This is a genomic window from Virgibacillus sp. W0430, assembly GCF_051846935.1.
In the GTDB taxonomy this organism is placed as follows: Bacteria; Bacillota; Bacilli; order Bacillales; family Amphibacillaceae; genus JBPYCR01.
This window is the reverse complement of record NZ_JBPYCS010000006.1, coordinates 108648-135639: the sequence shown is the minus strand read 5'-3', so window position 1 is coordinate 135639 and position 26992 is coordinate 108648. Positions and strand designations below refer to the sequence as shown.

The 26992-nt window shown below is 37.6% G+C and carries 25 protein-coding genes; 19 read left to right on the top strand and 6 right to left on the bottom strand.

The genetic code is table 11. From position 1 onward, the window contains the following. Nucleotides 1-16 precede the first annotated feature (16 nt). From ACLIBH_RS05290 to ACLIBH_RS05275, 4 genes are all read left to right on the top strand, one after another. Nucleotides 17-526: a DUF3231 family protein gene (locus ACLIBH_RS05290; protein ID WP_439315647.1), complete on the top strand. Its 510-nt coding sequence runs from the start codon at nucleotides 17-19 to the stop codon at nucleotides 524-526. A 496-nt stretch (nucleotides 527-1022) separates the two neighbouring features. Continuing rightward, complete coding sequence (locus ACLIBH_RS05285; protein WP_439315646.1) at nucleotides 1023-1433, top strand: carboxymuconolactone decarboxylase family protein; 411 nt, start codon at nucleotides 1023-1025, stop codon at nucleotides 1431-1433. 285 nt (nucleotides 1434-1718) lie between these two features. After that, nucleotides 1719-2321, top strand: coding sequence for a hypothetical protein (locus ACLIBH_RS05280; RefSeq protein ID WP_439315645.1), 603 nt, complete (start codon nucleotides 1719-1721; stop codon nucleotides 2319-2321). 177 nt (nucleotides 2322-2498) lie between these two features. Further along, nucleotides 2499-3464, top strand: coding sequence for a DUF6612 family protein (locus ACLIBH_RS05275; protein ID WP_439315644.1), 966 nt, complete (start codon nucleotides 2499-2501; stop codon nucleotides 3462-3464). A 198-nt stretch (nucleotides 3465-3662) separates the two neighbouring features. Here ACLIBH_RS05275 and ACLIBH_RS05270 read toward each other — a convergent pair whose 3' ends face one another. Continuing rightward, on the bottom strand, nucleotides 3663-4754 hold the full coding sequence (locus ACLIBH_RS05270) for an MFS transporter (RefSeq protein WP_439315667.1): 1092 nt from the start codon (nucleotides 4752-4754) through the stop codon (nucleotides 3663-3665). On the opposite strand from ACLIBH_RS05270, the gene ACLIBH_RS05265 reads away from it, so the two are divergent. From ACLIBH_RS05265 to ACLIBH_RS05250, 4 genes are all read left to right on the top strand, one after another. Continuing rightward, nucleotides 4672-4884 carry a hypothetical protein gene (locus ACLIBH_RS05265; protein WP_439315668.1) on the top strand — a complete coding sequence of 71 codons (213 nt, stop codon included), beginning with the start codon at nucleotides 4672-4674 and terminating at the stop codon, nucleotides 4882-4884. The two genes, ACLIBH_RS05270 and ACLIBH_RS05265, sit on opposite strands and share 83 nt — an antisense overlap. Nucleotides 4885-5294: 410 nt before the next feature. Continuing rightward, the gene (locus ACLIBH_RS05260; RefSeq protein WP_439315643.1) at nucleotides 5295-6809 is read left to right on the top strand and encodes an FAD-dependent oxidoreductase; all 1515 of its coding nucleotides are present in this window, start codon (nucleotides 5295-5297) and stop codon (nucleotides 6807-6809) included. A gap of 794 nt (nucleotides 6810-7603) precedes the next feature. Continuing rightward, nucleotides 7604-8476: a DMT family transporter gene (locus ACLIBH_RS05255; RefSeq protein ID WP_439315642.1), complete on the top strand. Its 873-nt coding sequence runs from the start codon at nucleotides 7604-7606 to the stop codon at nucleotides 8474-8476. Between the two features lie 232 nt (nucleotides 8477-8708). Further along, complete coding sequence (locus ACLIBH_RS05250) at nucleotides 8709-9098, top strand: RDD family protein (protein ID WP_439315641.1); 390 nt, start codon at nucleotides 8709-8711, stop codon at nucleotides 9096-9098. A gap of 151 nt (nucleotides 9099-9249) precedes the next feature. Here the strand turns inward: ACLIBH_RS05250 and yedF are convergent, their stop codons facing one another. Beyond that, complete coding sequence (gene yedF / locus ACLIBH_RS05245) at nucleotides 9250-9480, bottom strand: sulfurtransferase-like selenium metabolism protein YedF (RefSeq protein ID WP_439315640.1); 231 nt, start codon at nucleotides 9478-9480, stop codon at nucleotides 9250-9252. Between the two features lie 2 nt (nucleotides 9481-9482). After that, nucleotides 9483-10655: a selenium metabolism membrane protein YedE/FdhT gene (yedE, locus tag ACLIBH_RS05240; RefSeq protein ID WP_439315666.1), complete on the bottom strand. Its 1173-nt coding sequence runs from the start codon at nucleotides 10653-10655 to the stop codon at nucleotides 9483-9485. A 996-nt stretch (nucleotides 10656-11651) separates the two neighbouring features. Between yedE and ACLIBH_RS05235 the strand changes: the two genes are divergently transcribed. Beyond that, on the top strand, nucleotides 11652-11828 hold the full coding sequence (locus tag ACLIBH_RS05235; protein ID WP_439315639.1) for a hypothetical protein: 177 nt from the start codon (nucleotides 11652-11654) through the stop codon (nucleotides 11826-11828). A gap of 471 nt (nucleotides 11829-12299) precedes the next feature. Continuing rightward, nucleotides 12300-13661, top strand: coding sequence for a purine-cytosine permease family protein (locus tag ACLIBH_RS05230; RefSeq protein ID WP_439315665.1), 1362 nt, complete (start codon nucleotides 12300-12302; stop codon nucleotides 13659-13661). A 249-nt stretch (nucleotides 13662-13910) separates the two neighbouring features. On the opposite strand, the gene ACLIBH_RS05225 is transcribed toward ACLIBH_RS05230, so the two are convergent. Further along, nucleotides 13911-15281, bottom strand: a complete 1371-nt coding sequence (locus tag ACLIBH_RS05225) for an aldehyde dehydrogenase (RefSeq protein ID WP_439315638.1) — start codon at nucleotides 15279-15281, stop codon at nucleotides 13911-13913. Nucleotides 15282-15764: 483 nt separating this feature from the next. Between ACLIBH_RS05225 and ACLIBH_RS05220 the strand changes: the two genes are divergently transcribed. Continuing rightward, complete coding sequence (locus ACLIBH_RS05220; protein ID WP_439315637.1) at nucleotides 15765-16133, top strand: DsrE family protein; 369 nt, start codon at nucleotides 15765-15767, stop codon at nucleotides 16131-16133. A 93-nt stretch (nucleotides 16134-16226) separates the two neighbouring features. On the opposite strand, the gene ACLIBH_RS05215 is transcribed toward ACLIBH_RS05220, so the two are convergent. Then, entirely contained in the window at nucleotides 16227-17297 is a 1071-nt protein-coding gene (locus ACLIBH_RS05215) for an alpha/beta fold hydrolase (protein WP_439315636.1), read from the bottom strand. 278 nt (nucleotides 17298-17575) lie between these two features. Between ACLIBH_RS05215 and ACLIBH_RS05210 the strand changes: the two genes are divergently transcribed. Beyond that, nucleotides 17576-18469: a metallophosphoesterase gene (locus ACLIBH_RS05210; protein ID WP_439315635.1), complete on the top strand. Its 894-nt coding sequence runs from the start codon at nucleotides 17576-17578 to the stop codon at nucleotides 18467-18469. Between the two features lie 773 nt (nucleotides 18470-19242). Here the strand turns inward: ACLIBH_RS05210 and ACLIBH_RS05205 are convergent. Further along, the gene (locus ACLIBH_RS05205) at nucleotides 19243-19701 is read right to left on the bottom strand and encodes a DinB family protein (protein WP_439315634.1); all 459 of its coding nucleotides are present in this window, start codon (nucleotides 19699-19701) and stop codon (nucleotides 19243-19245) included. Nucleotides 19702-19967: 266 nt separating this feature from the next. Here ACLIBH_RS05205 and ACLIBH_RS05200 point away from each other — a divergent pair, with 266 nt between their 5' ends. The 7 genes from ACLIBH_RS05200 (at nucleotide 19968) to ACLIBH_RS05170 (ending at nucleotide 26983) form a co-directional block, all read left to right on the top strand. Further along, nucleotides 19968-20669: a response regulator transcription factor gene (locus ACLIBH_RS05200; protein ID WP_439315633.1), complete on the top strand. Its 702-nt coding sequence runs from the start codon at nucleotides 19968-19970 to the stop codon at nucleotides 20667-20669. Further along, nucleotides 20666-22114 carry a HAMP domain-containing sensor histidine kinase gene (locus tag ACLIBH_RS05195; RefSeq protein ID WP_439315632.1) on the top strand — a complete coding sequence of 483 codons (1449 nt, stop codon included), beginning with the start codon at nucleotides 20666-20668 and terminating at the stop codon, nucleotides 22112-22114. Before ACLIBH_RS05200 ends, ACLIBH_RS05195 begins: the two co-directional genes overlap by 4 nt. After that, nucleotides 22111-23220 (top strand): LolA family protein, encoded by a 1110-nt coding sequence (locus ACLIBH_RS05190; protein ID WP_439315631.1) that lies wholly within the window; start codon nucleotides 22111-22113, stop codon nucleotides 23218-23220. Before ACLIBH_RS05195 ends, ACLIBH_RS05190 begins: the two co-directional genes overlap by 4 nt. Before the next feature lie 105 nt (nucleotides 23221-23325). After that, complete coding sequence (locus tag ACLIBH_RS05185; RefSeq protein WP_439315630.1) at nucleotides 23326-23997, top strand: Yip1 family protein; 672 nt, start codon at nucleotides 23326-23328, stop codon at nucleotides 23995-23997. A 3-nt stretch (nucleotides 23998-24000) separates the two neighbouring features. Then, nucleotides 24001-25098 carry an efflux RND transporter periplasmic adaptor subunit gene (locus ACLIBH_RS05180; protein WP_439315629.1) on the top strand — a complete coding sequence of 366 codons (1098 nt, stop codon included), beginning with the start codon at nucleotides 24001-24003 and terminating at the stop codon, nucleotides 25096-25098. Beyond that, nucleotides 25095-25793, top strand: coding sequence for an ABC transporter ATP-binding protein (locus tag ACLIBH_RS05175; protein ID WP_439315628.1), 699 nt, complete (start codon nucleotides 25095-25097; stop codon nucleotides 25791-25793). Before ACLIBH_RS05180 ends, ACLIBH_RS05175 begins: the two co-directional genes overlap by 4 nt. After that, complete coding sequence (locus ACLIBH_RS05170; protein ID WP_439315627.1) at nucleotides 25790-26983, top strand: ABC transporter permease; 1194 nt, start codon at nucleotides 25790-25792, stop codon at nucleotides 26981-26983. Before ACLIBH_RS05175 ends, ACLIBH_RS05170 begins: the two co-directional genes overlap by 4 nt. Nucleotides 26984-26992 lie beyond the last annotated feature (9 nt).

Here is a 26992-nt window from a genome sequence, read left to right as displayed (position 1 = left end):
TTAAAGGAGCGCGATTATGGGAATTTTAAGTGGGAATCCTCAAAATGAACCAATGCATTACGGTGAGGTTTTTGCGACGTGGACATACCTTTTTGCAGAAAAGGGGATGATATCCATGTATCAAACGTTCGTAAATCATACAGGGGATGATGATTTAAAAAAGCTTCTTGAAGAGGCTATACAAGGGGCAAAGGGTGAGACCCAACAAATTGAGGAGTTGCTAAAAGCGAATGGTGTTGCTTTGCCACCATCGCCTCCTGAGCGTCCAAAAGCGAATTTGGAAGATATTCCTGCTGGTGCACGCATTACAGACCCGGAAATTAGTGGATTACTATCAATGAATGTTGCGAAAGGGTTAGTTGCGTGTAGCACAATTATGGGGCAATCAATCCGTGAAGATATTGGTCTACTGTTCGGTCAATTTCATGTTAATAAAGCGCAATTTGGCGTAAAGGTATTAAAGTTAAATAAAGAGAAGGGATGGCTCGTTCCTCCACCGTTGCATATGGATACTCCGAATAAATAGTGAAAGCTAGGGTCATTCCTAGCTTTTCTTTTTATTATGAACGATTTTTGTAAAGGTAAAATGATTTACGTTCTTTTTATATATTACTCATCTAAGCGAATGGAATTTATGATGCTCCAGTGAGAAAAGCAACAGCCGGAAATCCAATTAAGAAGTTGAGAGAACTGCTTAAATTAGTTGAGGCATTGCCTACAGAAAGCGCGGTATATGCCAACGAGGGAATCGTAGTGGGTTAAAAAATAGATAAACCGATATAAAGGGTGTTTATCAAGACTCCAACTATTGATTGAAAAATACGCGATTCCATCATCGATCATTATTCATTTTACTTATTATGATAAAGATTATATACTAGCATTGTTAAGAAAATAAATGGAAATCGCTCTTATATGAAATTTCCAACAAGAAAGTCTATAAACATGTCTACAGGCATTTGAGAGAATCTCAAGTGTTTCTTTTATGAATGGAAAGAAATAGAATCTAGGGGGAGATTAAAATGACAGAAGATCGTTATCAAAAAGGGTTGGATAAAATTCAGGAGCTCACACAAGCAGGTGATGACAACCCAACTGGCTTTATGGATATTGGTGAAGCGTTCAAAGATATCGCGCCTGATTTAACCAAATATGTAGTCGAATTTGCGTTTGGAGATATTTATGCACGACCGGGTTTAGATAATAAACAAAAAGTGCTTACAACGATTACAGCTCTTGTGGCTCAAGGGAAGCCGCAGATTGGAATGCATGTCAAAACGGGTCTCTCCGTAGGCTTAACTCCAGAAGAAATTGTTGGTTGCATCATGCACCTCATCCCATACACAGGATTTCCAAGTGTACTTAATGCGTTAAAAGTTGCTAAGGAAGTATTTACAGAGCAAGGTGTATCCGTTAAAACGGCTAAAGATTAAGCAATCTGGAGTATACATTCTGGTTTCTTAACAATTTTTATGCTGTATAAGATTGCTTTCATGGCACCTTTAACAGATTGAATAGCGGGCCCATAATAATAAAACGATATAAGACCTTCCGTAAGTTAGTTAAACTTATGAGGGGTCTTATTTTATTTGTTAAAATAATATAAATTAACTTTCATAGGTCAAAAGAACTATTTATTTGTGAGTTAACGTTGAACTAACCTTGTGTTTCTATAATTTAATAAGATGATAGGCATTAAAAAGGAGGAAGTTAAGGTAATGAAAAAATATTCTATGAAACTGTTGATAATCGCTATTCTAGGAATAATACTCATCGGATGCGGTAAATTCACCATTGACGGGGAAGATGGAGAAAAAACAACCATTGATGTCGGTGATTTGAAAGATGGCAAAGTTAATGTTGAGGTAGAGGGGGCAGATGGCGAAGAAGGCGGTATGAACATTGAATCTGATGAAGAAGGAAATATGACGATGAAGATAAAAACAGATGAAGGGGAATTCGAATCAAAATCAGGAGAGGGTACAGAAATTCCTGAAGGCTTTCCAACAGATTTTCCAATTCCCGATAGCGCTGCATTGCAAATGGCGACTACAACAACAGAAAATGAAATCACTTCTTATTCTGTTGCCTTTACATTTACAGAAGATCCAGAAAGTGTATATAACAAGGTAAAAGAATATGCCGAGGATAAGGCATTGGAGATATCCATGGAAAGTATCTCAGAAATGGATGAAGACAAAACATATATGTTGGGCGCAGGAGAATCAAGTTCCGACTCACCTGAATATTTTCAATTCAATATATTTGCATCTGATGAAAATACAGGCTCAGTCATATATGGATTACCGACCAATAAATAACCGGACGAAGACAAAGAAAAATATTACTAACAATTTTAATGATACATGAAAAAGTGTTCCTGATAGCTATTTGAAAGTATGATCTGTTTACTTCTCAAATGCTCAGCTAAAAATAGGAGGAAAAAAAGAGATGTTCCTTTCATTTAGTATTTAGGAACAAGAGAGAGGAGAACCAAGTTGAAGAAGGCAAATGTGTTTCTGTTTTTTGTATGCTTGTTCGTAGCGGCATGTAGCCAAAATGATTCGGAAAACAGCACGGACGGAAGCAGGGTTGAGGGAGAAGAAGCTACAGCTGAACCTGCAGAACCAGATCAATCAGTAGAAGTAACAGCGGAAATGGAAGAAATAGAACATCCGGAAGAAATGGAGGAAGCGGAAGCTGCATCTGAAGAACAGAGTGCGAGTGAAATTGATGCTGCGCATGTTTTGCAACAGTCCTTTGAAGCGATGGCTGGACTGACAAGTGTCCATATGAACGCAAGTATGGAAGTTCATGAAAAGATTGATGATCAAGAGGATATAGAAGAAAAAACGATAGATATGACGATGCTCCTTCAAGAACCATATTCAAAACACTTTGCACTCGAAATCCAAAGCAATAGTAATGACCTGATTATATCTGAAGTTTACGAGATGCCGGATTCGCATTATATTCACTCTTCCGTACACGACGTAGATTGGGGAACAATTCCCAATCCGAATGGATCCCAGCAACCATCAGCGTTTATTACAGAAGCAACCATTGATGACCATTTGGCGTTTCGTTCAAATTTTGAAGTTTCCGAAGAAGAGAACGAATACGTGCTTACTTTTTCGGGCACTTATGATCAGTTTATGTCCACCGTTTATGGTGGGGCGATAGAGATGTTGCAAAAAGTAAGTAAAGAATTTCCAATGGAACTGGAAGATGTAATTAACTCTTATAAAATCACCATTGATAAAGATACGTATTATGTAAAATATTATAATATTCACTATGAAGGGCAAGTATCGGACGGTGAAATGGGGTACTTCGTTTCCATCGATGGGGCAGTGACAGTCGATGAGTATAATGAACATAATGAAATTATTGTACCACAAGAAGTTCTTGATGAAGCAGTGACGATGATTGATAATGCGGGCAATCCTCTTATGGGAGAATAATAAAAGAAAATTTTCACGTTAAGAAATAAAAATAAGACCGGATAAAACGAGGTTTGCCCTTATAGCAGGCCTCGTTTTAAAATGAATGAGTTTCATAATTTCATAAGCATTATGTCCATTTTGTCATTAAAAAGGGAAATACACCCACTTTCACTCAGCTTTGCAAGTTTACAGTCTTGCTTACAAATGCACCACGTTTCAGTGCTTCTTCTTCAGTATATAAATTGTACTAATCAAAACAATGATTAAAATTGAAACGGCGAGTGTGCCGTATTGGAATCGTATGGAAGAACTATTAGCAAGCTTTCCGAATCCATCCAGTACAACTGGAGATAAAAACTGTCCTAAAAACGTGCAGCTGGATGTTAAGGCAACTGCTTGGTCACCTTGGTGAAGAGCAACGCTATCTAATGCTTTGAGAGTAATGATTGGAAATAATGAACCTTGCCCGAACCCGACTAAACAAACACTCAAAATAACAAGAGGTATACTATTTGTGAATGTCAAAATAAAAAACGCAAGCCCCATTCCAGAAAGCATAACGGGAATAATATATTTCTTGAAAGTGAGTTCGATTTGCACAAGGAATAGACTCGTAATCATCCCCCCGACAGTTGTAAAAGAAACAACAGTCCCAGCAAGAGCCGCTCCACCTATATTGTTCTGTTCTAAAAATAATGCCATATTGGTTGCAATGGAATAATAAGCTAGCATAATGCCGCCCATTGCTAGTGCATATCCATAAACGGTTAGTGGTACTTTCGATTTGTTTTCACGTTTTGAAGGTTTTTGAATTTCACCCTTAGGTAAAAAGAAGAAAACAAGTATAAAGATAAAGAGCCCTAAGAAATAAACATTAAAAGGAATTTGCCATCCAAACGTTGCAAGCCATCCCGCTAATAACATTGTCAGGATTCCGCCGACATTACTAAAAGCAGAGTTGTATCCCATCATTTTCGTTCGTTCTTTTCCAGTGAAATAGTCATTAATCAGCGACATGGATAAAGGCATGACTAGACCTACTCCCGCACCTAAAAGCAAACGTAACGCTAATAGCAATTCAATTGATGACACAAATTGAGGAGCAATTCCGCCGAGCAAGTAAATGACTAACCCAATCATAATAATTGTTCTTTTTGTTAGTTTATATGTTAAATAGCTTGATAGAAAAGAAAAAGGAATGATCATGATCGATGGGGCAGTTAATATGAGTTTAATCATTGTAGGACTCGCATCGGGGAATGCCTTCGCAATTAGCCCAAGAGCTGGTGAAATTGCAGCCCCCGCCATAACAGTAGCCATAGAGATAGAAATAATAGTCGGTTTTAGCATTTTATTAATTATCGCCACTTCCATTCGCAAGGATAGATACTTATTTGGTGTAAAAAAGCCAAGCAATACAACAGTCTATAAGTATTGAGTGGAAAAAGCAAAAAATATGGTTTAATGCTTAAAGTATATTGTTGTGAAAAATTGTAAACCTTTGTTCGTTGACACCTTTTTACTTAGGAGGTAAGTCGATATAAAGAACATTACCCACTAGCAGCAGTACTTTTAAAGCATTTGTATAATGAATACTATTTTAATATTGTTGGCGTAATAGGAGCCCGCATCAAAGGAGGAACGCTCCTCAGCAAGGTAGAACCGTACATGACTAGTGGATTCACACTTGTGGTCCGTGTTGATACTGTTAAAATGTACACACTTTAATCATCTCGCGAAATGTGTGAAAAGTTTCCCCTTACAGCATCTTATTCGTATCCCCTTCTCATGTTTTATTCGGACAACAGTATGGGAATAGTCGAATAAAGCTTGTAGGAGGGATTAAAGATGTCTGAAGCGAAATTACCTGAAGATACAGCGTCATTTTGGCATCAGACGAAAGTGGTGCCTGATTTTCCTGTGCTGGATCAAAGCCTTACTGTCGATGTTGCCGTTATTGGTGGAGGAATTGCTGGCATCTTGACATCGTATAAGTTGGCAAAAGAAGGGAAAAGTGTTGCATTGTTAGAGGCACGTGAGTTGCTACACGGGACAACCGGATTTACAACAGCCAAATTAAGTGCGCAGCATAATCTCATTTATGATGAGCTTATAAGCAGATACGGAAAGGAAAGAGCTCAGCTTTATTACCAAGCAAATATGCAAGGGATAGATATCGTTAAACAATTGACAGAAAAACATAGTATTAATTGTGATTTACGTAAACAAAATGCATACGTGTACACCAATTCCAAAGAGCAAGCAGCTTACGTAAAAAAAGAAGCTGAAGCTTATAAGCAATTAGCGATTCCAGGGGGGCTTACAACAGATTTTCCTGCGCCGATCGATGTCGAAGCGGCCGTTGTGATGCATGAACAATATGAATTTCATCCAGTTGCTTTTTTAGCTGGAATTGTCGAGCAACTTGATAGGATGGGTGTACGTATATATGCGCATACAGCTGTAGCAGAGGTACAGGATGGACATCCAGTTAAAGTTAAAACAACTGAAGAACATACCGTTCGTTGTGGCCAAGCGATTTGTGCAACACATTACCCAGTGCACGACCCTGAAAATTATTATGCAAAAAACACGAAGCCGGAAATTTCCTTTGCACTTGCATGTGAAGGAGAAGGGGAATTTCCAGATGGCATGTATATTAATTGTGACGATCCAAAACGAACGTTTCGCACGATGCGATCCGACGGCAAGTCATATTTGTTAGTCGGCGGCGAAAGTCACCAAGTCGGAGACGGAAGCTCGGATTTTGAGCGGTATTGTAGCTTATTAACTGTTGCCAAAGAGACGTTCCATGCGCGGAAAATCGCTGCCCGCTGGTCTTCCCATGATTTAATTACAAAGGATCGTATACCAATGATTGGGCGTCTTCACCCGGAGGAAGAAAACATATTTGTAGCAACCGGATTTAGTAAGTGGGGATTAGCAAACGCTGCAATAGGTGCACAACTGTTGACCGATCTAGTAATGGAAAGAGAAAATCCGTATGTGGAGTTGTTTTCCCCGCAACGAAATATTCCAGATGTCGAGCAGCTGCAACAAACAAAAAGTACTGAAAGCTATGGGGATGCGGTGCACACAAAAGTAATAAGCAATCTCAAAAATGGGGAAGGAACGATTATTGAAAAAAATGATGAAGAAAAATTCGGTGTCTTTAAAGACAATGATGGAAAACTTCATTACTTGAATATAAGCTGTACCCATTTGGGTTGTGATGTTAACTGGAATGACGGCGACAAAACATGGGATTGTCCGTGCCACGGATCACGTTTTAATGCGACAGGAGAAGTTGTTGCAGGACCAGCTACCGAACCGCTTGAAAGGTTGCCAAGGAATAGAAAATAAGAATGAAAAAACGAGGTTTGCCAAAACGGCAGACCTCGTTTTTAAACTCCACATAGAAATAAATGTTCCTGTGCGATATGCTGTAAGCAGTGTAATAAGGCTTTCATTGGTGGTGGCTCACTTTCTTTCCTTTTTTAAAGAGAGGTGATGCCTATGGCAGTATTTGAGTCATTGATTGTAATGCTCACTTTTGGGAGCAGTCGTCGTGGCTATTCTGTCAAAAAAATGAAATAACCACCCTTGCGCCTGACAAGCAAATAGGGTGATTATTTCATTCTTGTGCGAGTCGCCCCTTTGAAGGGCTATCACACGCTTGACCGTTCCATGCAACTACATGGGCGGTCTTATATTATCGTATGACTTTCTATTCATAGAATACCTTATTTCCTGCTTAAAATAAACACTTTAGCATGCTAAGATTGAGTCACGTATTTGTGGGTGTTATTTTAAGAAGTAAAAAAACCTCTCTTTGTATTCGTTAATTTTAGTATTGATTCCTACCGACCGCAGTACATATACACTACGCTTTCCGTGTCCGCGGAAAGCATCCACCTGCAGTGAAAGTCAACGGTGTTATTCATGTGTATATCGTTCGAAGTAAAATTGATCACATATTATCTAGTTAGATTCGTGCATCTGTCCCCCCACAAATATTTTTTACTCATACGCATGCTAATTCGAATGGAAAACGAGCTGAGTAAATGCTATCAGGTGCATTTCTGTCAAAATTAACCCATTTGTATTAAGATAGGAAAGATGATTAAGGTTTAATAAGTTGGAGGTTGAAGAAGCCCGTGAGTGACAGAAATAAAGGGATTTTGTTATTGCTCTTGTCGGCATTTGGGTTTTCTCTTATGGCAGCGTTTGTAAAGCTATCAGGAGATGTGCCTACCGTACAAAAAACGTTATTCCGCAATGCGGTTTCAATGGTTATCGCCTTTGGATTTGTGAAGTATTTTAAAGCGCGTCTTTTTGGCAAGAAAGAGAACCAGAAGTATTTATTGCTCCGTTCTGCTCTAGGTGCAGTTGGTATTCTGTTGAATTTTTATGCAATCGATCATCTTGTACTATCGGATGCGGATATGCTTAACAAGATGAGTCCGTTTTTGACGATGATTTTTGCGGCGATTTTTCTGAAGGAATATGTGCGACGCTTTCAAGTTATTGCGATTATGATTGCATTTGCAGGATCGTTCTTTATTATTAAACCGGCATTTAATGTAGAAGTCGTACCGTATTTAATTGGCTTATTATCTGCCTTTTTCGCTGCAGGTGCGTATACCGTTCTGCGCGTGCTTGGAGAAAAGGAGCAATTTTATACGGTTGTTTTTTATTTTTCCTTTTTCACGACGGCTGCATTGTTGCCGTTTGTCGTATTCTTTTATGAGCCGATGACTGTAAAGCAATGGATCTATCTAATGGCAGCTGGCTTATTTGCGACGATAGGTCAGTTTGGCATTACGGTTGCGTATAAATACGCACCTGCCAAGGAGATATCGATCTTTTTCTATTCGACAGTTGTGTACTCTGCGTTAATTAGTATTGTGCTGTTTGGTCAAATACCGGATAGGTGGAGTATAATAGGGTATATCGCTATTTTTGGCGCGTCCTTCTATATGTTTTTGAAGAACAATCAAGATCCTAAAAGGCTAGCTGAAATGAAATGAGCAACGGATTGCACTTATTAGTTACTTGGAACGAAAGGCGGCGACTCCATCGGGGAAAGCATGCGTCTTGAGACCCCACAGGAAGTGGTTTTCTTCCGAACAGGCTCAAGCGATGCCCGCGGAAAGCGTCCGCCAGCAGTGCAAAGTATCGGGTATAACATACCCGATTATTGCTATAGAAACAGTTAGAAACAATAGGCGGAATAATAACGCCTGTACGAGGGGGATTGAAATGAAAGCAATTACTAAAAAACGAACAAAAGCTTTTTTTATTGATTTAGCGGTTTCGACTGCCGTTACTGCAGGGGTAGAATGTCTTTTGCGCAAAAAGGTAAAGAAAGAAGCGATTCATGCCTTACTCACACCTACGCTAGTAATGTGGACTCTTGAATATGCACAATTACGTAAAACTGGACAAACTATTGGCTATAAGCAGCTTGGTTTAACTTTGGAAGGAGAACACGGTGCCAAATTAACTAGGCGTCAGCTTATAAAACGAATGGCTTACAGAGATACAGTAAGCTCATTTAGCTATTTAGGTAACCGACAAGCATTTGAAAAAAATGAAGGAAAGCAATTGCCACACGACTTTTATGCAGGAACGATTGTAAAAGAAGTTTAGAAGAAATGTATGATGATAATAGAAAGAAGGGTGCCTTTTTTATAAAATGAAGTTAAATAAAGTATAGCCGTACGTGGACATTTATTTATATCCCACGTACGGCTATTTTTGAGATGAACGGTTTCTTTTTCGTTTATTTGGGGGAAAAGATTTATCCCGCTATAAAATAAAAGTATAAATCCCGTCCTTTTTTCTCAGGCTCTTTTGCGAGCTCGTATCCGTGCTTAACAACTTCCTCAGGTACATTTTTAAAAGAAGCGGGGCAGTCAGCAACAACTTGCAAAATAGCTCCTTTTTCCATATCTTCTAATGCTTCCAACGTATAAATAACTGGGTACGGGCACGATTCTCCACGAACGTCTAATGTAAGGTTAATTTCCAATTTTATGCTCCTTTCTTAAATCCAATCCCAAAACGGTAATTTTTTTGCCAGTAATTGGCGACGATGTACCAAAGGGCTAACATGAGTAATGTAATAATAAGTGCATAGGCAGGTTTCATTGCTGTCAGTAGATTTATAGTTGAACCACTTTGAACGAAAATCGTATATACTGCCATATGATCCCAAGCATATGCCAAAAACGTAGCTCCAAGTACATTTCCTATAAAAACAGGTAAAAACACAACTTGACCTTCCATCATCCGATACATCATACCTGTTTCACAGCTGCCAGCTAAGACAATTCCAATTCCGAATAAAATTCCGCCAATCAATGTGCTTGGTGCAGTAATTTTTGTGATTGGCTCTAATCCGTAATACATAATAACGATAAATGTTAATACCGTGCTAATTGCCATGCCAACACCAATTGCTTTTGCCATTGTCGCTCTACCGCTTACCCATAAATCACGAAAAGCGGAAGTGAAGCAAATTTGTCCTCTTTCAATTAAAATACCAAACGCACATCCGAATATTGCAGCAACGCCGAGCATTGGTTTGCCGGTGAAGAAGAAATATACAATAAGAATGAAATAAACGATTGCAATGGCTCCGCCTATGTATGGCTGTATGACTCTTTTTTCTGTGGTGGACTGGGCGACATTTCCCTTTTTTAATAAAGGTTTTCCTTTCCACCATTTCATGTTAATAATTTTGAAGCCGACATAGGTACCAATTGCTGTAGCAACCATAAAGATCCAAGCGTGAAATGAAAATTGCGGAACACCAGTGAAAAATGCAGCTAAATTACAACCTAGAGCAAGTCTTGCACCAAAACCGGCAATTATTCCTCCGATAAGTGCTTGGACGTAACGCCTTTTTTGATTTGGCTTTCTAATTTTAAAGTTGTTACCGAATAAAACCATGATAAAGGCTCCGATGAACATTCCCCAAATAATCCAACCGTCTGTTCGTGTTAATGTTGTGCCTTCCATGCTAATCATATTAAAATAATCCCAATCGGTAATATTTACGCCGATGCTGGAAAGTATATGGCCACCAAATCTCGTAAACTCACCTGTAACTGCCCATACGGTATTTGTAATCCAAAAATAAAGTGCGCTTAAAACACCGGCAATCCCAATTGCAATGTAGGGACTCCAATATTCGTTAACCATTTTATATATAATACTTTTCAATTCTTACTAACCCCTAACTCTAATTTTATAAAACGCCCCTTAATAAGTATAACAGATTCATATAAAAGAAAAAGATTTGTATATGATGGATGATTGAGTCACGTATTTGTGGATGTTATTTTAAGAAGTTAAAAAACCTCTCTTTGTATTCGTTAATATTAGTATTGATTCCTACCGACCGCAGTAGATATACACTACGCTTTCCGAAGAGGCTGAAGCCGTGCCCACGGAAAGCATCCACCTGCAGTGAAAATCAACGGTGTTATTCATGTGTATATCGTTCGAAGTAAAATTGATCGCATATTATCTAGTTAGATTCGTGCATCTGTTCCCCCTTTACTCATATATGATGGATGGAGTCACGTATGTTTTAATCGTGAATAGGAGTAATACACAAAAAAGGGATGTATACTTAAGAATTTTAAAGGTGTTCTTTTAATGATGGTTATTAGGTTACTGGCGGCAGCCGCACCGTATTTAATAATTATCCATAAGAGTGTTTTTCCTGCGTCTAAATATCCACAATTGTATTTCACTAACTTAAGGATGCGTGCTTCATATGGCAGTTTAATAGACTTACCAATTGTCGGTATTTCACATAGTTCCAAGCACGTATTAAAAACGTTCCGCAATTGCCACAAATAATTCACAATTGTAAATTAAATTTCGTTAATTTAGTAAGTTCATTCCCATCACCAAACACGAACGAAAAACAATTTAACAAATATATAGTTCGCCTATTAAATCATAGGGCTTGTGAAAGTGGGAAGGGATTATCCGTATTAACTCAATTTAATAACGCGTTTATAAGCGCTGGAGAAGTTTGTGTGCTTTTAAAATATACATTCTTTTATACTTTATTGTTCGGATTTGACAGAGTGAAGATGAAAGTATTAAACAAATGCACGGTTGCGAAATTAAGTTGAGTTTTATTGTTTCATTATATATACTCATTGGAGTGAGGTGGGTTAGAAAATGGGGAAAATGTTAGACGTAATTTTATGGTCAGTAGTCGCATTTACAATTGTGCTTTTTACGGCCCTAATAATGATTGGTCGTTCTTCCTACTTTAGATTTCTATCCAGCTTAGAAGAAGACCAGGCAGTATTAGTTACGAGTGCAAGACAACTAGTAAACTACTTACCATTGTAACTTATAGTTTTTTAAATAGGTACGAAAGACGGCACTTCCAAATTATAGAATATATCTGTAATTTGGAAGTGTTTTTCTTTAGACAGGGCTCATGTAGTGCTATAAAAGAGCAGTGAAGGATTTCGAGTAATGTTTACATTGGTAATAAAAATAAGCTAGTAAATGTATGTAAGCATATTCCAGCATTGGGAAATTTCACTGTCCAAATAATGAAGGAGTTCGCAATTAAATAGAGTGATAAGGAGAACTCTTCCGTTCGTACATGTATATGATGCTTAAAACGTATTTTTGCCAATATAAGAGGAAATACGCGTATTAACAGCAGTTGAGCGATAAAGGGTAAAGTTGATATAGTTAGTATTAGTATTGTAATAGGATTGTGAATCACTTCACGAAATAAAGGTGACGCATATAAATAGAAGTTGCCTAGAGGAGTTGATTTACATCGGTTTAAGTCATACAGAAGAAAATATGGAGCAAAAAGACGATTATTCTTTAGCTAGAGTGCCTATAAATAAAAGAAATATGGGCTGGATCAGTATTACAAATATTACCTTTGGTATTGCGACAGCCATTTTTTACTTTCAACTAGGAAGTGTGATGGCATTGAAATTCGGTGCGATTAATGCCATTATATCAGCAGTATACGCTATCGTAGTCGCTGGTATCCTAGGAACGTTTATTGCATACTTATCTGCTAAAAATGGGATGAATGTTAATTTACTATCTCGTGGTGGCGGGTTTGGCTACATCGGAGCTTCACTTACCTCGCTTATTTACGCATCTAATTTCATTATGTACTGTGCATTTGAGGGCATGATTCTCGTATTTGCCGTACATGAGTTCTTTCCTTCTATACCTCAATGGGTATATATTATCATTTTCGGCTCCGTCGTTATACCACTGAACTGGTTCGGAATAAAGCAGTTGGATAAATTACAAAAGTGGTCTTTGCTGTTATTTCTCGTTTTTTTAGGTACGGCTATCGTAATGGCTATGTTTAAAACACCTGTTTATGACGGTGGCTTTTTGACGTATATGCCTGAAGGTGTAAAAGTTGGTGGCACTGCCTTGCTTCTTTGTATTGGAATGCAGCATGGAATTATGGGGCTGACCGCATTACTTGCTTCTGACTACGCGAGATTTTTGAAGCCAAAGGATATTAAAGGTACGATTGCAATCGGATTTATACCTCAAATATTTTGTTATGGTGTAATGGGTGGACTTGGAATTTGGTTCGGCGTTCTAATGGCAGAACCAAATCCAGGAGTTTATATCGTACAGCTCCTAGGTGTTGGAGGAGCGCTGTTCACCTTACTTACGCAGTTAAGAATTAATGTAACGAACATTTATAGTAGCTCGTTATCGTTATCAAATTTCTTTGAAAACGTTGTTAAATTTAAACCAGGTCGTCGCTTTTGGGTCGTTGTTGCAGGTGTAATCGCTATGGGACTCATGCTAGGAGGAATCGTTGACCACTTGGATACGGCATTAACGTTCCAAGGAGTGTTTCTATTAGCATGGGCTGCAATATTAGTTACAGATGCACTAGTTGTGAAAAAATTCCTTAAAATCGGTCCGAATTATTATGAAGAAAGACAAAACAACTTGCATAAATGGAACCCGGTTGGGGTCGTTTCATTAACAGTTGCAAGTGTGCTTGGAACAGTTGCTGCCTTAGGTTTTATGGGTGTCTTTTTACAAAATACAGCTGCGTTCTTCGCTGCAATATTAGCTTCGATTTTAACGGTAATTGTGGCATACATTACCAAAGGCGCATATTATATCCGTTCTTCGGAAAGTGATTTGTCTAAAAAAGAGTATATTGTTTAAATTAAATCAGTATTCATTTGTTTCGCTTAAAGACGACACATGCCTAATTAAAATACAATTCTATCGTATGGATTGTTGCGTTTAATTTATAGAAATTTATATTCGTGATTCACAATCCTTATTACATAGCTACATAGGCGATTCAAATCGGTACGTTACAGAAATTCGGTGATTCATAGAATGGGTGCTTACTCTTTTTCTTCGTTTGCAATCCAGTATGAGGCTCCGTGGTGTAGAATGAATTGCTTCTTATTTTAAGAAATATTTTATCTTTTTTAAACCGTTCTTTACGTTCGGATACCTAAACGGAAGATCAAATCGTGTCGTTTGCTTTAAAATGCTTTTGTGATGAGAAAACGTATTAAAGCTTTCTTTTCCATGATACGCACCACTTCCACTTGTACCAATCCCACCAAAAGGTAAGTGTGGGGTAGCGATATAGTATACGGTATCATTCAAACAGCCACCTCCAAATGAAACATTTTTCACAACTTCTTGTTGCGTTCTTTTATCTTCAGAAAATAAGTAAAGTGCAAGTGGATTAGGGTGCTTAGCTATTCCTTCTATCACTTGATCAAGTTGGTCGTATTCTAAGACTGGAAGTATTGGTCCGAAGATTTCATCTTGCATAATCGTGTCTTCCCACGTAATGTTTACGAGCACGGTAGGTTCAATCGTGCGTATTTCTTTTATCGTTCTACCGCCAATAACCGTTTTTCCTTCATTTAAAAAAGCAGTGAGTCGATTGAAATGTTTCTCATTAACAATTCGTGTATAGTTCGGATTCGTTAATGGTTGCTCGCCATATAAATCGTTAATTGCTCGTTTCAAATGGAGAATAAAATCGGTTGCAATGCTTTTGTGGAGATATAGGTAGTCTGGTGCTACGCATGTTTGGCCTGCATTTAAATATTTCCCCCAGGCAATCCGTTTCGCCGCTAATTTAAGATTGGCATCGTTATGGACAATACATGGACTTTTTCCACCTAATTCTAATGTAACAGGTGTTAACGTTTTCGATGCTGCCTCCATAACTACTTTTCCAACGGGTACACTCCCAGTAAAGAAGATGTAATCAAAATTCTCCTGTAAAAGGGCTTGACTAGCTTCAATAGAGCCCTGTACTACCGTGATATACTCCTTCGGAAAGAGCTCCGATATAAGACGATGTAATAGGTTAGATGTATTTGGGGTTAATTCGGACGGTTTTACGATTGCACAATTCCCGGCAGCAATTGCACCGATTAATGGCGCTATCGCAAGTTGGAAGGGATAGTTCCAAGGAGAAAGAATGAGTGTAACCCCATAAGGCTGTGCGTATAAATAGCTTGAAGAACCTATATGTGTAATGGGGGTTTTTACCTTTTTTGGTCTCATCCATTTGTGCAAATTTTTAATTGTAAAGCGGATTTCCTCTAGTACAATGCCAACTTCGGTTGAATATGACTCAAACTCTGATTTGTTTAAGTCTTGATTTAATGCGTCGATAATATGTTGCTCGTATAACTGTATACCTTCTCTTAATTTTTTTAGTGCGTTTAGACGAAATTCTCTCTCTTTTGATTTACCGCTCCGAAAGAAAGTATGTTGATTCCTAATTAGTGCCTCTAATTTGCTCATTAAAGCGACCTCCTAAAGACGATTTTAATTTTTTTGCGCTTCATATGTTTTATTAAATAGTAGTATCTTAAGAGTACAACTAATCCTTATCGGCTGTCACTTAATTGAAACGTACCTTTTGCTATCATTGAACATCGCACTTTACATGCTACCATATATAATTTTAGGATATCCAAAAAAAATGTAGTAGGAGAAATTTTCTAATATTTCCGTTCATGGAATATACTCTCTTTCCTCGAGCGAATGGTGAGCCCCTCGTGCCAAGCACTTGTCTCACCGTTCTCTTTTCCAAAAAGGCACTTGGAAAATCCTCAACTACTTGTTTATTAGCTGTAAGCTGTTTATTTTCGTAATATAAAGTAGAAAATACATACAAACAAGATATATTTAAAAATCGAGAGCGTTGTGCTTGTATTTCATAAGCGTACGATATACATTATACCTATAGGGGTATTATGGATAATAATTGTAGGAGGCTATACAATGAAAACCGATTTGTTAATTACATTGACAGCGCATGAAAGAGACGAAAATAATGTAACAATTGCATTCACAATGGGAGCTAAAGCATTAGAAAAAGGGCATCAAGTTGAAATTTTACTATTATCTGATGCAGTGCACATAGCTGAAAAAGGGTACGCAGATAAAATTGACATTGGAGCTCCTTTTAAATCGATTAAAGATCTATTGCCAGTATATTTGGAGCAAGGTGGCCGACTGAAAGTTTGTTCGGCGTGTATGGAACATAACAATGTAGCGAAGGAAGATCTAGTGGAAGGTGCCGACGTCATTACAGCAGACTACGTAATTGATGCGATAATGGGTGCAGAACGTACTTTGCAATTAAACTAAAAAGTGTTCAGGAACGAACTGTATAACAATTAAAGTAGGAGCATAAAATAAAAACCAGTTGCTATGTGCTGCGGCAACTGGTTTTTATGCGTTTTATTCCATCTGTTTTTCACTAACGTGTTCATTTAGTAAGTCTTGCAAATGGGCATCAATTTGATCGTAATAATAAGCTCCCTCTGCGCCAAACAATCCAAAATGACCACAAATGCTGCGGATCATTCGCAATTCACTATTGCTGATCATTTTTTGTTCCTTTTCACAATCCTTTGGCGGGAAAAACATATCTTCATCAATTGGCATAACGAATACTTTTGCTTTTATGCGGCCAAGCGCTTCTTTTAGATTACCGTTTGTCATTCTGCTTACATCTCCACGTTGCCATTTCCAAGCCATTGTTAATAAAGCATTCGGGTCCATTGCTTGGAACAAAGGCTGTAAAAATTCTTCCGTAAACTCGGTCACTGAATTAACACCAAATAACCGCCATTTTTCTTCGTTATAAAAGTCCGGACATAATCCCATTACTGCCCAAATGTCTGCATGCCTTTTTAGGCCTTCTGCTACGTCTGTGTGAGAAGTGTAATTTCCTTCGTTAAAGCCTGGGTCAGAGGTGATGGCATCCATAAGTGTTTGTGTAAATAAAAAGTCATGGTCTGTATTTTTAGCAGTTCCCGCAATTGGTGCAGCACGCTTCACCATTTCTGGATAACGTACAGCCCACTCATACGTTTGTTGTGCACCCATAGACCCTCCAACAACAAGGGCAATTTCTGTTACTCCGTATTTTTCGGTAATGAGTTGATATTGTGCACGTACATCGTCGGAAATACGTACGTGAGGAAACGCATTCATAGAAATAGATGCAGGGCTGTTATGTGGTGAACTAGACAATCCATTACCAATCTGATTTATAACGACGATAAAATATTTTTTTGGATTTAGTGCTCTATCCTCGCCAATATAAGCTTCCCAATCTTTGCTCGTACCGGAAAACCAAGTAGGGATTACAATTAGGTTATCTTTGCTTTCGTTTAACGCGCCAAAAGTGCGATACGCGAGCTGACAATCAGGGATAATGCCGCCTTCTTCAAGTTGAAAATCACCTAAATTATACATTTCATACGGGCCGTGCGTTTCTTGTGTATAGTAATCATTATGTATCATCTATTTCCATCCCCCTATACCGATATAGTTTAAAGTAATATTATATGAATAGTGTAAATAAAACAAATAATAGTACTTATACAAATGAATTATAGGTCATATTTTCCTTTCCAATATTTTACTCATAGTAATAAACGGCAATTAAAAGGCATTGTAGTAGTATTTTTAATAGGATTAATAAATCGAGCAAATGAATAACTATAAGATTCGTATTGAACATTAGATAAGCTGCTTATAAAATAGAAAATAGTCTATTTGAATCCCAAAAAGGAGAGCTCATGAAAATACTTCGAAAAGCATTTATATATATGTTTCTACTTAGTTCCGGTTTAATAGTATATTTTCTTTATCAAGCAAACGTATTGGAAGTGACCACATATAAAATACAATCGTCCAAAATACCGGGCGCTTTTAATGGCTATAAAATAGTACAACTGACAGATTTACACAGTAAGCAGTTTGGAAAAAACAGTAAACGACTAATCCGAAAGATCGAGAAAGTAAATCCGGATGTTATCGTTATAACAGGAGACATGATGAACTCTATTAAAGATGACGGCACTGTTTTCGCCGAACTCGCAAGTAAATTAGTGAAAGCTTATCCAGTTTATTATATTGACGGAAATCATGAATTAATTGCAAAGACAATGGCTGAACGGGGAAATAATACGTATTATACTAGCTTTATCGCTGAGCTCGAAAATATCGGAGTTCAAATTATTAATGATAAAAAGGCTATTTTGGAAAAAGACGAGAAAAAAATCCATTTAAGAGGCTTAAATATCCCTTTAATTTTTTACAGTGCTTCTGACGTGCAAGTAAATATAGACTTTGACAAAGCGTATATGGATGAGAAAATTGGTGAAGCAAATGAAGAGGTATTTGAAATAGTACTCGCTCATTATCCGAAGTATTTTGACGCATACCAAGAATGGGGGTCAGACTTAGTGCTCGCAGGCCATCATCATGGAGGGATGATTAGACTCCCCTATTTAGATGGAATTATTTCGCATGAAGGAGAATTTTTTCCTGAGCATGATGCAGGTGTTTTTGAAGAAAATAATACGATAATGATCGTTGGCAGAGGACTCGGAAATTATACGTATAATATACGAGTTTTCAATCGCCCAGAAATTGTTGTGACGATACTGGAAAGTGAAAAAGCCGATTAGCACAAATTAGTAGGAAATCCCTTCCAAATATTTTTTTAATGAAAGAAGCTTTTGAGCTAGCAAAACTAAATTTTGTTAACTATTAAAATATGTATTAATGATAAACACACCTCACAAGTCTACATCCTCGAAGATATACAGTTCAAGATCGGGGGTCAAAAGCTTTGGAAATTATCTATAATTGACGTACAGCCGTTGAACGAATTCATACAGCATTCAACCAAGCAACACAAGCTGCATAGCAACACCAACTCGTCTGTGTGGAATCCGGATCCACGCAGACTCCTGCAGGAAAAGCAACAGCCGAAAATCCATTTTAAAAGTTTTGGGGCAACCTTTTGAAATTAGTTGAGGCGTTGCCTGCGGAAAGCGGAGTGGATCCGGATGGAACATAGCAGAACCAATCTAGCTCTTAATTTTTAAGTGGCTTTTAAAAATCTGTTCTTTTGTGATGTTTCAAAAATGACAATTATGAAATCGACTCATATGTAAAATTTTAAATTAACGAAAACATTTATAACAAATATTTCAGCGCTTATTGAGGAATATGAACAGGTAGATATTACTCAATGAGGTTTTCCTGAAAACCGGAAAAATATATTAGGAACAATAAAATAAGTATCGTAATAAAGTGGCGCTCAAACAATCCATTTATTACGATACTTTTTCTTATCCGCTCAAAGCCTGTCATTCCGCTATTTTATTTTCATTACTACTAGCAATCCTCAATTTAGGTGTTTTTATCAATTTGTACCGTTTCACAGAAGTTTTTCTTATTTTAACGCATCCCGTATGGACTTAACAATCCCTAAATGAATCCCTTCGTGCCAAGTGACAAATTGTAACGATGCATCGTTTGTGTCTAATTTCAGACCATTTACATCGCGTGTAGATACCGCTTTATCTTTTAAACGCGTTTCAAAATAACGTACAAGTCGACTTTCTTGCTCTTTTAAAGCGTCAATAATTTCATCTTTGGAAGGAATATCACCTGTCCATTCCGAAGGTCTTGTACCATCTAGAAACAGTTCCATCCATTTCGGTTTCGATATAGCGAAATCAGGGGACGCCTCATTTAAGAAATCTTCCGCTGTAACATAAATGTGCCCGGCATTCCAACGAATCGTGTTTGGAAACCCGTCAGGTTGTATATCCCAAAATTTTTCCTCTAATTTAGGAAGTAAGATTAATGTTGATGTTCGCGAATATTTAAACATATTAATAGCTTCCACTAACGCTCAACCTCCCTCGTAATAATTACTTCACATTATACTACAGTTCTATTTTTGTTTCATTGTATCTGTTTATAGGTTGAGTTACGTATTTGTAGGTGGATATTTACAGTTTTGAAAAACAGTATTTAAATTTTAATGCGTTGCAGTTCCTTTACTTTTTTCTAATTGTAAAAGCATCTTCACCTAATAGTAAAAAAAGTATAAACTTAAAAAAAGAAGCTACTTACTATGTTATATTGTTCATACAGGGGGCTAGTGGGCATATGAAATCAAGACTATTACTTGTAGAAGATGATCCGGAAATTGCACGTGTCGTTCGTGATCTGTTTTTGCGAGAAGGGTATGAAGTGACATGGGCAACAACTGGACTTGAAGGATGGGAAGATTTTCAAGCTAGTCATTATGACCTTGTCATGGTCGACCTTATGCTTCCAGAGATGGATGGCTTTGCTTTATGTAAAAACATACGTTGGAAAAGTGACGTTCCCATGATTATTATTAGTGCACGTAAAGAGGATGAAGATAAAGTTCAAGGACTCCATCTTGGGGCAGACGACTATATAGCAAAGCCATTTAGTCTTGTCGAACTGAAAGCACGGGTAGAATCACACTTGCGAAGGTGGAATCGATATCGAGGAACACCAGTGTATGAAAAGAAGTCCGATTATACGAATGAGTTAACGATTTATTGGGAGCAACAAAAAATAAAGCTTTCCGGAAATGAAATTAGCTTAACTTCAAAAGAGTATGATTTATTAAAAGTCCTTGCACAAAACCCAAAACGTGTTTTCTCTAAAAATGAACTGTATGAACATGTATGGAACTATGTAGACGGGGAAGGGTTGCATACGGTAACCGTACATATTAAAGCATTACGGGAAAAGCTGAAAGACCCAATTAAAAACCCCGTATTTATTCAGACGGTATGGGGAAAAGGATATCAATTTATTGGTGAGTTAATGTGAAGTTAAAAACATGGTTATTATTGTCCTATCTCATTGTAATGATTTTGCCAATCTTTGCTGCTTATTTATTGTTTGCTTGGATTAATTCATACTATAGCGATCAAAAAGTACAGGAATATTTTAAAAAAACAATCGAGCTGCAAGAAATTAAATCGGTATTAGAGCAGCCACAGTTGTATCGCATCGATGCAGATAAGACGCCAGTTAAACAATTGGAGTCAGAACAGCTGTCAATCAGCTTATATAATCAAGATGGGTTAGTGATTTATGCATCAAACCCATCCCTTACACTAAATGCACTTGGAAAAAAGAAATTATATAAAAATTTATACTCACTAGAACAAGGATACCAATCGTTCACATATCGACAACCTGTCTTTCAGGAGCAGGAATTGGTTGGCTTTTTTAATGTAGAGCTCTTACGAAAAGAATGGAAATCGAACGTTTCAGGGCGAAGCTTATTTATGTTCAGTGTCTTTCTCGCATTATTTATGCTTATCTACTTTACGGTTGTTCGGATGGTTAATCAAAAGCTAAATGTCCGATTAAGCTGCTTAATGACTGATATGACAGCATTTGCAAGTGGGAAAACAATTGTAGAAAAAGAAACGAGCAATGATGAAATTGGAATCTTAAAGAAGCACTTTTATCGAATGAGTAAACAAATAAGTGAGGCTCAACAAGCGATTCAAAAGGAACAAAAAGACAAGGAATTTATGATCGCAACAATTTCTCATGATTTAAAAACACCATTAACTTCCATAAAAGCGTATGCGGAATCGTTACATGAAGAACAAGGATTATCTGTTAAAGAACGCGATGAATATCGTCAAGTCATTGTTCAAAAAGCAGATTTTATGAAGCAAATGCTTGAAGATTTATTAACATATACTTTGTTGCAATCTTCTTCTTATGAGCTTGAATTTGTACGTGTAGATGGAATGGAATTTTTCGATATGCTTATATCCGGCTATGACCCGTTATGTAAAGAAAAAGACATTCATTTGCAAGCAAGCTCAAATGTAAGTGGTTCATTCTTAGTAAATCCGAAACAAATGATGCGGGTTACGGATAATTTGATGAGTAATGCGATTAAGTACAGCCGTTCGGGGAATCACATATGGGTTGTTGCAGCAAATGATGAATCAATGATACCATGGCTTTTTGACTTTGTTGATAAAAGCATCCTCAACTTCGAACAGTATGTTTATCTAGTAGTTCAAAATGAAGGGAAAGGTATTAAGAAGGAGCATTTAAACAACGTATTTGATCCAATGTATCAGGTGGATCAAGCACGAAGCAAAAAAGATGCGCATGGCACTGGATTAGGTTTAAGTATTACGAAGCAAATCATTGAAAAGCATGAGGGTAGCATTCAAATTTATTCCGAGGAAAGTATTGGGACAACGGTATTATGTTCACTCCCTAGAACTAAAGGTAGGTGAAAACAATAAATATAAGGTGTACACTTTTAGATGTCGGACTTTTTATTGGATTCGGTGTTTTCTTGTTTGGGTGTTCCACGGAGATAAGCCAGTATTCGCCTGATCAAGTTATAAACAATGCATTAGAGGAAACGACAGAAGCTCTTGCTTACTATGCAGAAGCAGAAATGACGATGGAAACCGGTGACGATATAGAAAATATGGAAACAAAAGAATGGTACAACGGTGATGGGAAAATGCGGATGGAAATAACGGATGAATCTGGTTTAACGATTCTGGTGAACGATAGTAAATCTGTAAAAACATATGAAAAAGAAAAAAACCGAGCATTCATTATGAGCGATCCAGAGGTGCTTGCGTACAACCCACCTGCACCACGAGAACAGGCAGAAATGCTTCTCGATATGATACGCGATACGCATCACATTGAAGAAGCAGGGGAGGAAAAAGTTGCAGGGCGGGATACTTTCCATTTAGTAGCTGAACCAAAGGAAAAAAGTACGTTAATTGGAAATCAAGAAATATGGGTTGATAAAGAAAATTGGATGGTTTTAAAATATGTAACGGAAGCAGGAGACAATAAAATACAATTCGTCTACAAAAAAATTGAGTTTGATCCTATTTTTGAGGAGAAGCTATTTACACTTGATTTACCGGACGATGTGACGATTGAGGATATTTCCGGTTTACATTCATCTGAAGAAATAACTCTTGCAGAAGCAGCAGATAGGTTTAATGATTCTTTCCTAGTCTTTCAAAAGGAAGAATGGGAAATGGATACAATTGAATGGTTTGAATCATCCGGAGAGTATCCTAGTAAGGTAGTTGATTTGGAGTATAAAAAGGATGGATTGCCTTTGCTGGAGCTTGGTGTATCAAAAGTGATCGATGAATCTACCGATCTAGAGGATCTGGAGCTTCCTGGGATCGAGCAAGTAACGGTTCGCAACCATAAGGGTGAGTTTATAGACGGGGGTGATACACGCGTACTAAGCTGGCAAGAAGAAGGCTTCACCTACACCGTTTCATTGTATGATCCTCATTTTACGTTGGAAGAATTGTTATCTCTTGCGGATGAAATGGAGTTCGTTAAGACAGATTCATAGCAAACCTGCGTAATAGAGTAAACGGATTAAGTTTTATATTTTAAAATAATAGTTTAATGTACCAATAGGATTTTAACGGTTTATAAATTAAAGGAGATGAAGAACATGACAGAAGAAACAAATGTAAAAAACCCATCATTGCTTGGAATGATTACGAGTCCGACCGAACAATTCGAACGAATTAAAGAACGACCAAAAATTTGGGGTGCAATGATCATCGTTACGATACTATTCATAATCGGCACATGGTTAACGACTTTAGGTGTAGATATGAGTATGGAAATGGAAGGTATGGACGCTGAATCGCTAGCAATGATACAAACCTTTGCTGCTGTAGGTAGTGTAATAGGTGGTTTATTTATTCCGATTTTCACCGTACTCATTTCGAGCTTTATTTATTGGGTTATTGCTAAAATAGCAAAATCAGAAGTGACGTTTAAACAATTGTTTTCTATGAATACGTATATTTTAATTATTTCTGCTATTAGTTTATTAATAAATGGAGCAATTATGGCAGCTGTAGGTGTTGAAATAGAAGATCAAAACATAATGTTTACGAGTCTTGGCTCACTCGTTAGTGCGGATGGTGTATTAGGCGCTGTATTAAATAGCTTTGAAGTATTCTCTATCTGGGTAGTTATTTTATCTGCGATTGGCTTAAATAAAGTAGCTGGATTATCGAAAGGTCTTGCTTGGACAATTGCAATTATTTTCTTCGTAATAGGGATTGTTTTTGCAATGATCGGTGCGGCTTTAAATGGATTTACAGGAGTATAATAAATGAAAAAAAAGCTTTGGATTGGAATAGGAATTGTTTTACTAGTAGGAATATTAATTGGGATCAATGTGTGGCAAGGCCAAGCTGGTAGCAGTGTAAAGGTTGAAACAAGTCAATTAGAAAAAGAAACGATGAAAGAAACAGTAATGGTTCCTGGCACGTTAAAATTAAACAAGGAACAAAACATTTACTATGAAGCGGAAAAGGGAGAAATTGCTGAGGTTTTTGTAGAAGAAGGCGATACGGTTGAAAAAGGTACGGAAATTGTTCGTTACGAAAACAAGCAGTTGGAGCTTGAAAAGAAGCAAAATGATTTACAGCTTCGCTCCAGCAGCTTAGAAATAAATAACTTAAGAAAAAAACATAAAGAAATTGATAAGCAGCTTGAAAGGGACAAAGATAATGAGATGTTGCAGGAAGAGCATGATCAAATCAAGCTCCAGCAACAGCAAGCAACTATTGAGCTAGAACGCATTCAGCTGCAAAAAGAAGCGATTGAACAGCAAATGGCAGCGCTCGTAGTGACAAGTGATATTGCCGGTAAGGTCGTTTCTGTTGATGAAGAAGCAACAGCAAGTACAGAACAAATGCAACGAAAACCACTCGTACGGATTGGTTCGTTAAATGATCTAATCGTAGAAGGAACAATTTCCGAATATGACACGTTAAAAATTAAAGAAGGACAAAATGTTATCCTAACATCGGATGCGGTACCGGATGAAGAATGGAGCGGGAAGGTAAGTCTTGTTGCTGATCTACCTGATCAATCTGGAGAAATGCAAGATAGTACTTCGGGTGTTCAATATTCTATTATCGTAACGGTAGAGGATGACATCCATTTGAAGCCAGGCTTTCAGATGTTAATAGAGATTGAGACGAGTAAACAAGAAACAACTACACTACCATTACAGGCTGTACAACAAGAAGAAGATACAAATTTTGTTTATGTTGTCGAAAACAATCGAGCTGTAAAGAAAGAAGTGAAAATAGGCTCGGTTACAACCGAGCGTATTGAAATTAAGGATGGTCTCGAAGAAGATGACCATGTAATTGTAAATCCTGCTGATATTACAGCCGGGATGGAAGTGGAAGCTAAATGATTGAGTTAAAAAATATCGTTAAAAGCTATATGGTCGCAAAAGAGGAAGTTCAGGTTCTTCGAAATATTAATTTGTTAATTCAAGACAGCGAATTTACTGCGATTATGGGGCCTTCTGGATCAGGTAAATCGACATTAATGAATGTAATTGGTTGCCTTGATAAACCGACAAGCGGTGAATACTTCCTTAACGGAGTTCGTGTATCGGAATACGAGGAAAAAGAGCTTGCTCACGTTCGAAATCAATCGATCGGATTCGTATTCCAGCAATTTCAGTTGCTTCCCCGATTAAATGCGTTACAAAATGTTGAATTGCCAATGATTTATGGCGGTGTTTCTAAAAAAGAACGCGAGGAAAAAGCGATTGCTGCCTTGGAAAAGGTAGGGCTTTCTGACAGAATGAAACATTTGCCTAATGAGCTTTCTGGGGGACAAAAGCAGCGGGTAGCCATTGCTCGATCAATTGTAAACGACCCTGAAATTATATTGGCAGATGAGCCAACAGGAGCATTAGATACGAAAACAGGTGTGCAAATAATGGATTTGTTTACATTGCTTAACAAAGAAGGAACGACCATAATTTTAGTCACGCATGAAGAAGAAATTGCCCAATATGCAAATCGAGTCGTTTTTGTTCGTGATGGGGAGCTTATCGGCAGCGAACAGACTGCTCATGGGGAGGGAAGTCATCCGTGAGTATAATGGAAAATATTAAAATGGCGTTTTCTTCTCTTCGTGCGCATAAAATGCGTTCAATTTTAACAATGCTCGGTATTATTATTGGCGTTGGATCAGTAATTGCAGTCGTAGCGATAGGTCAAGGCGGCGAGGCCGTACTGAAATCACAAATTGTCGGTGAATCGAACACGATCGAACTCATGTATATGCCTTCTGATGAAGAAATTCAATCGAATCCAAATATATGGTTGGAAGACCCGTTTACACAGAAGGACATTGACGTTATAAAAGAAATTCCAGAAGTTTGGAAGGTCGTTGCAACGAGCTCGGAAATGACAACTGTCCGATTTCGAGAGGAAACAACGGACGGTTCGATTACAGGTATAAACCAGGCATTTTTGGATGTAAGAGGCTTAAAAATTGCAAAAGGTAGAAATTTAATTGGAGCTGACTTTTTAAGTGGAAGCAGGGCTGCGATTGTAAGTGAATCCTTCCAAGAGGAGCTTTTAGACGGAGAGGAAATATTAGGGGAAGTAATTTATATTGGCTCCCAACCAGTTGAAGTCGTTGGGGTATTAGAAAGTGAGACAGGTTTTCTTGCATTCAATTCCAATGAGGTATATTTGCCACAGAAGACATGGCAATCAGTATTTGCAAAAACAGCATTTAGTGAAGTGTCTATACAAACAAAAAACCCCGAAGATTTACAAATAGCAGGCGAAAAAGCTTCGGATTTATTAAATCGTATTCATGAGAAAGAAGACGCTTATCAAATAATAAATATGGAAGAGATTGCAGAAGGAATTGGAAAAATTACTGGTATTATGACAACAATTATTGGCAGTATAGCTGGTGTTTCCTTACTCGTTGGTGGAATTGGTGTAATGAATATTATGCTCGTCTCTGTCACGGAACGAACGCGAGAAATTGGTGTGCGCATGTCGTTAGGTGCAACGCGCGGACAAATCCTCTTTCAGTTTTTAATTGAATCAATTACACTGACACTAATTGGCGGAATAATAGGCATGGTGTTAGGAACTGGAGCTGCACTTCTCGTGTCTCATTTTGCAGGATGGCCGCCTCTCGTTTCATTGCCAGTCATTATTGGAGGCATACTATTTTCAATGGTAATCGGTGTTATATTTGGTATTCTTCCTGCAAATAAAGCTTCACGTCTAGATCCGATTGAATCACTTCGATATGAATAGTGGGGATAC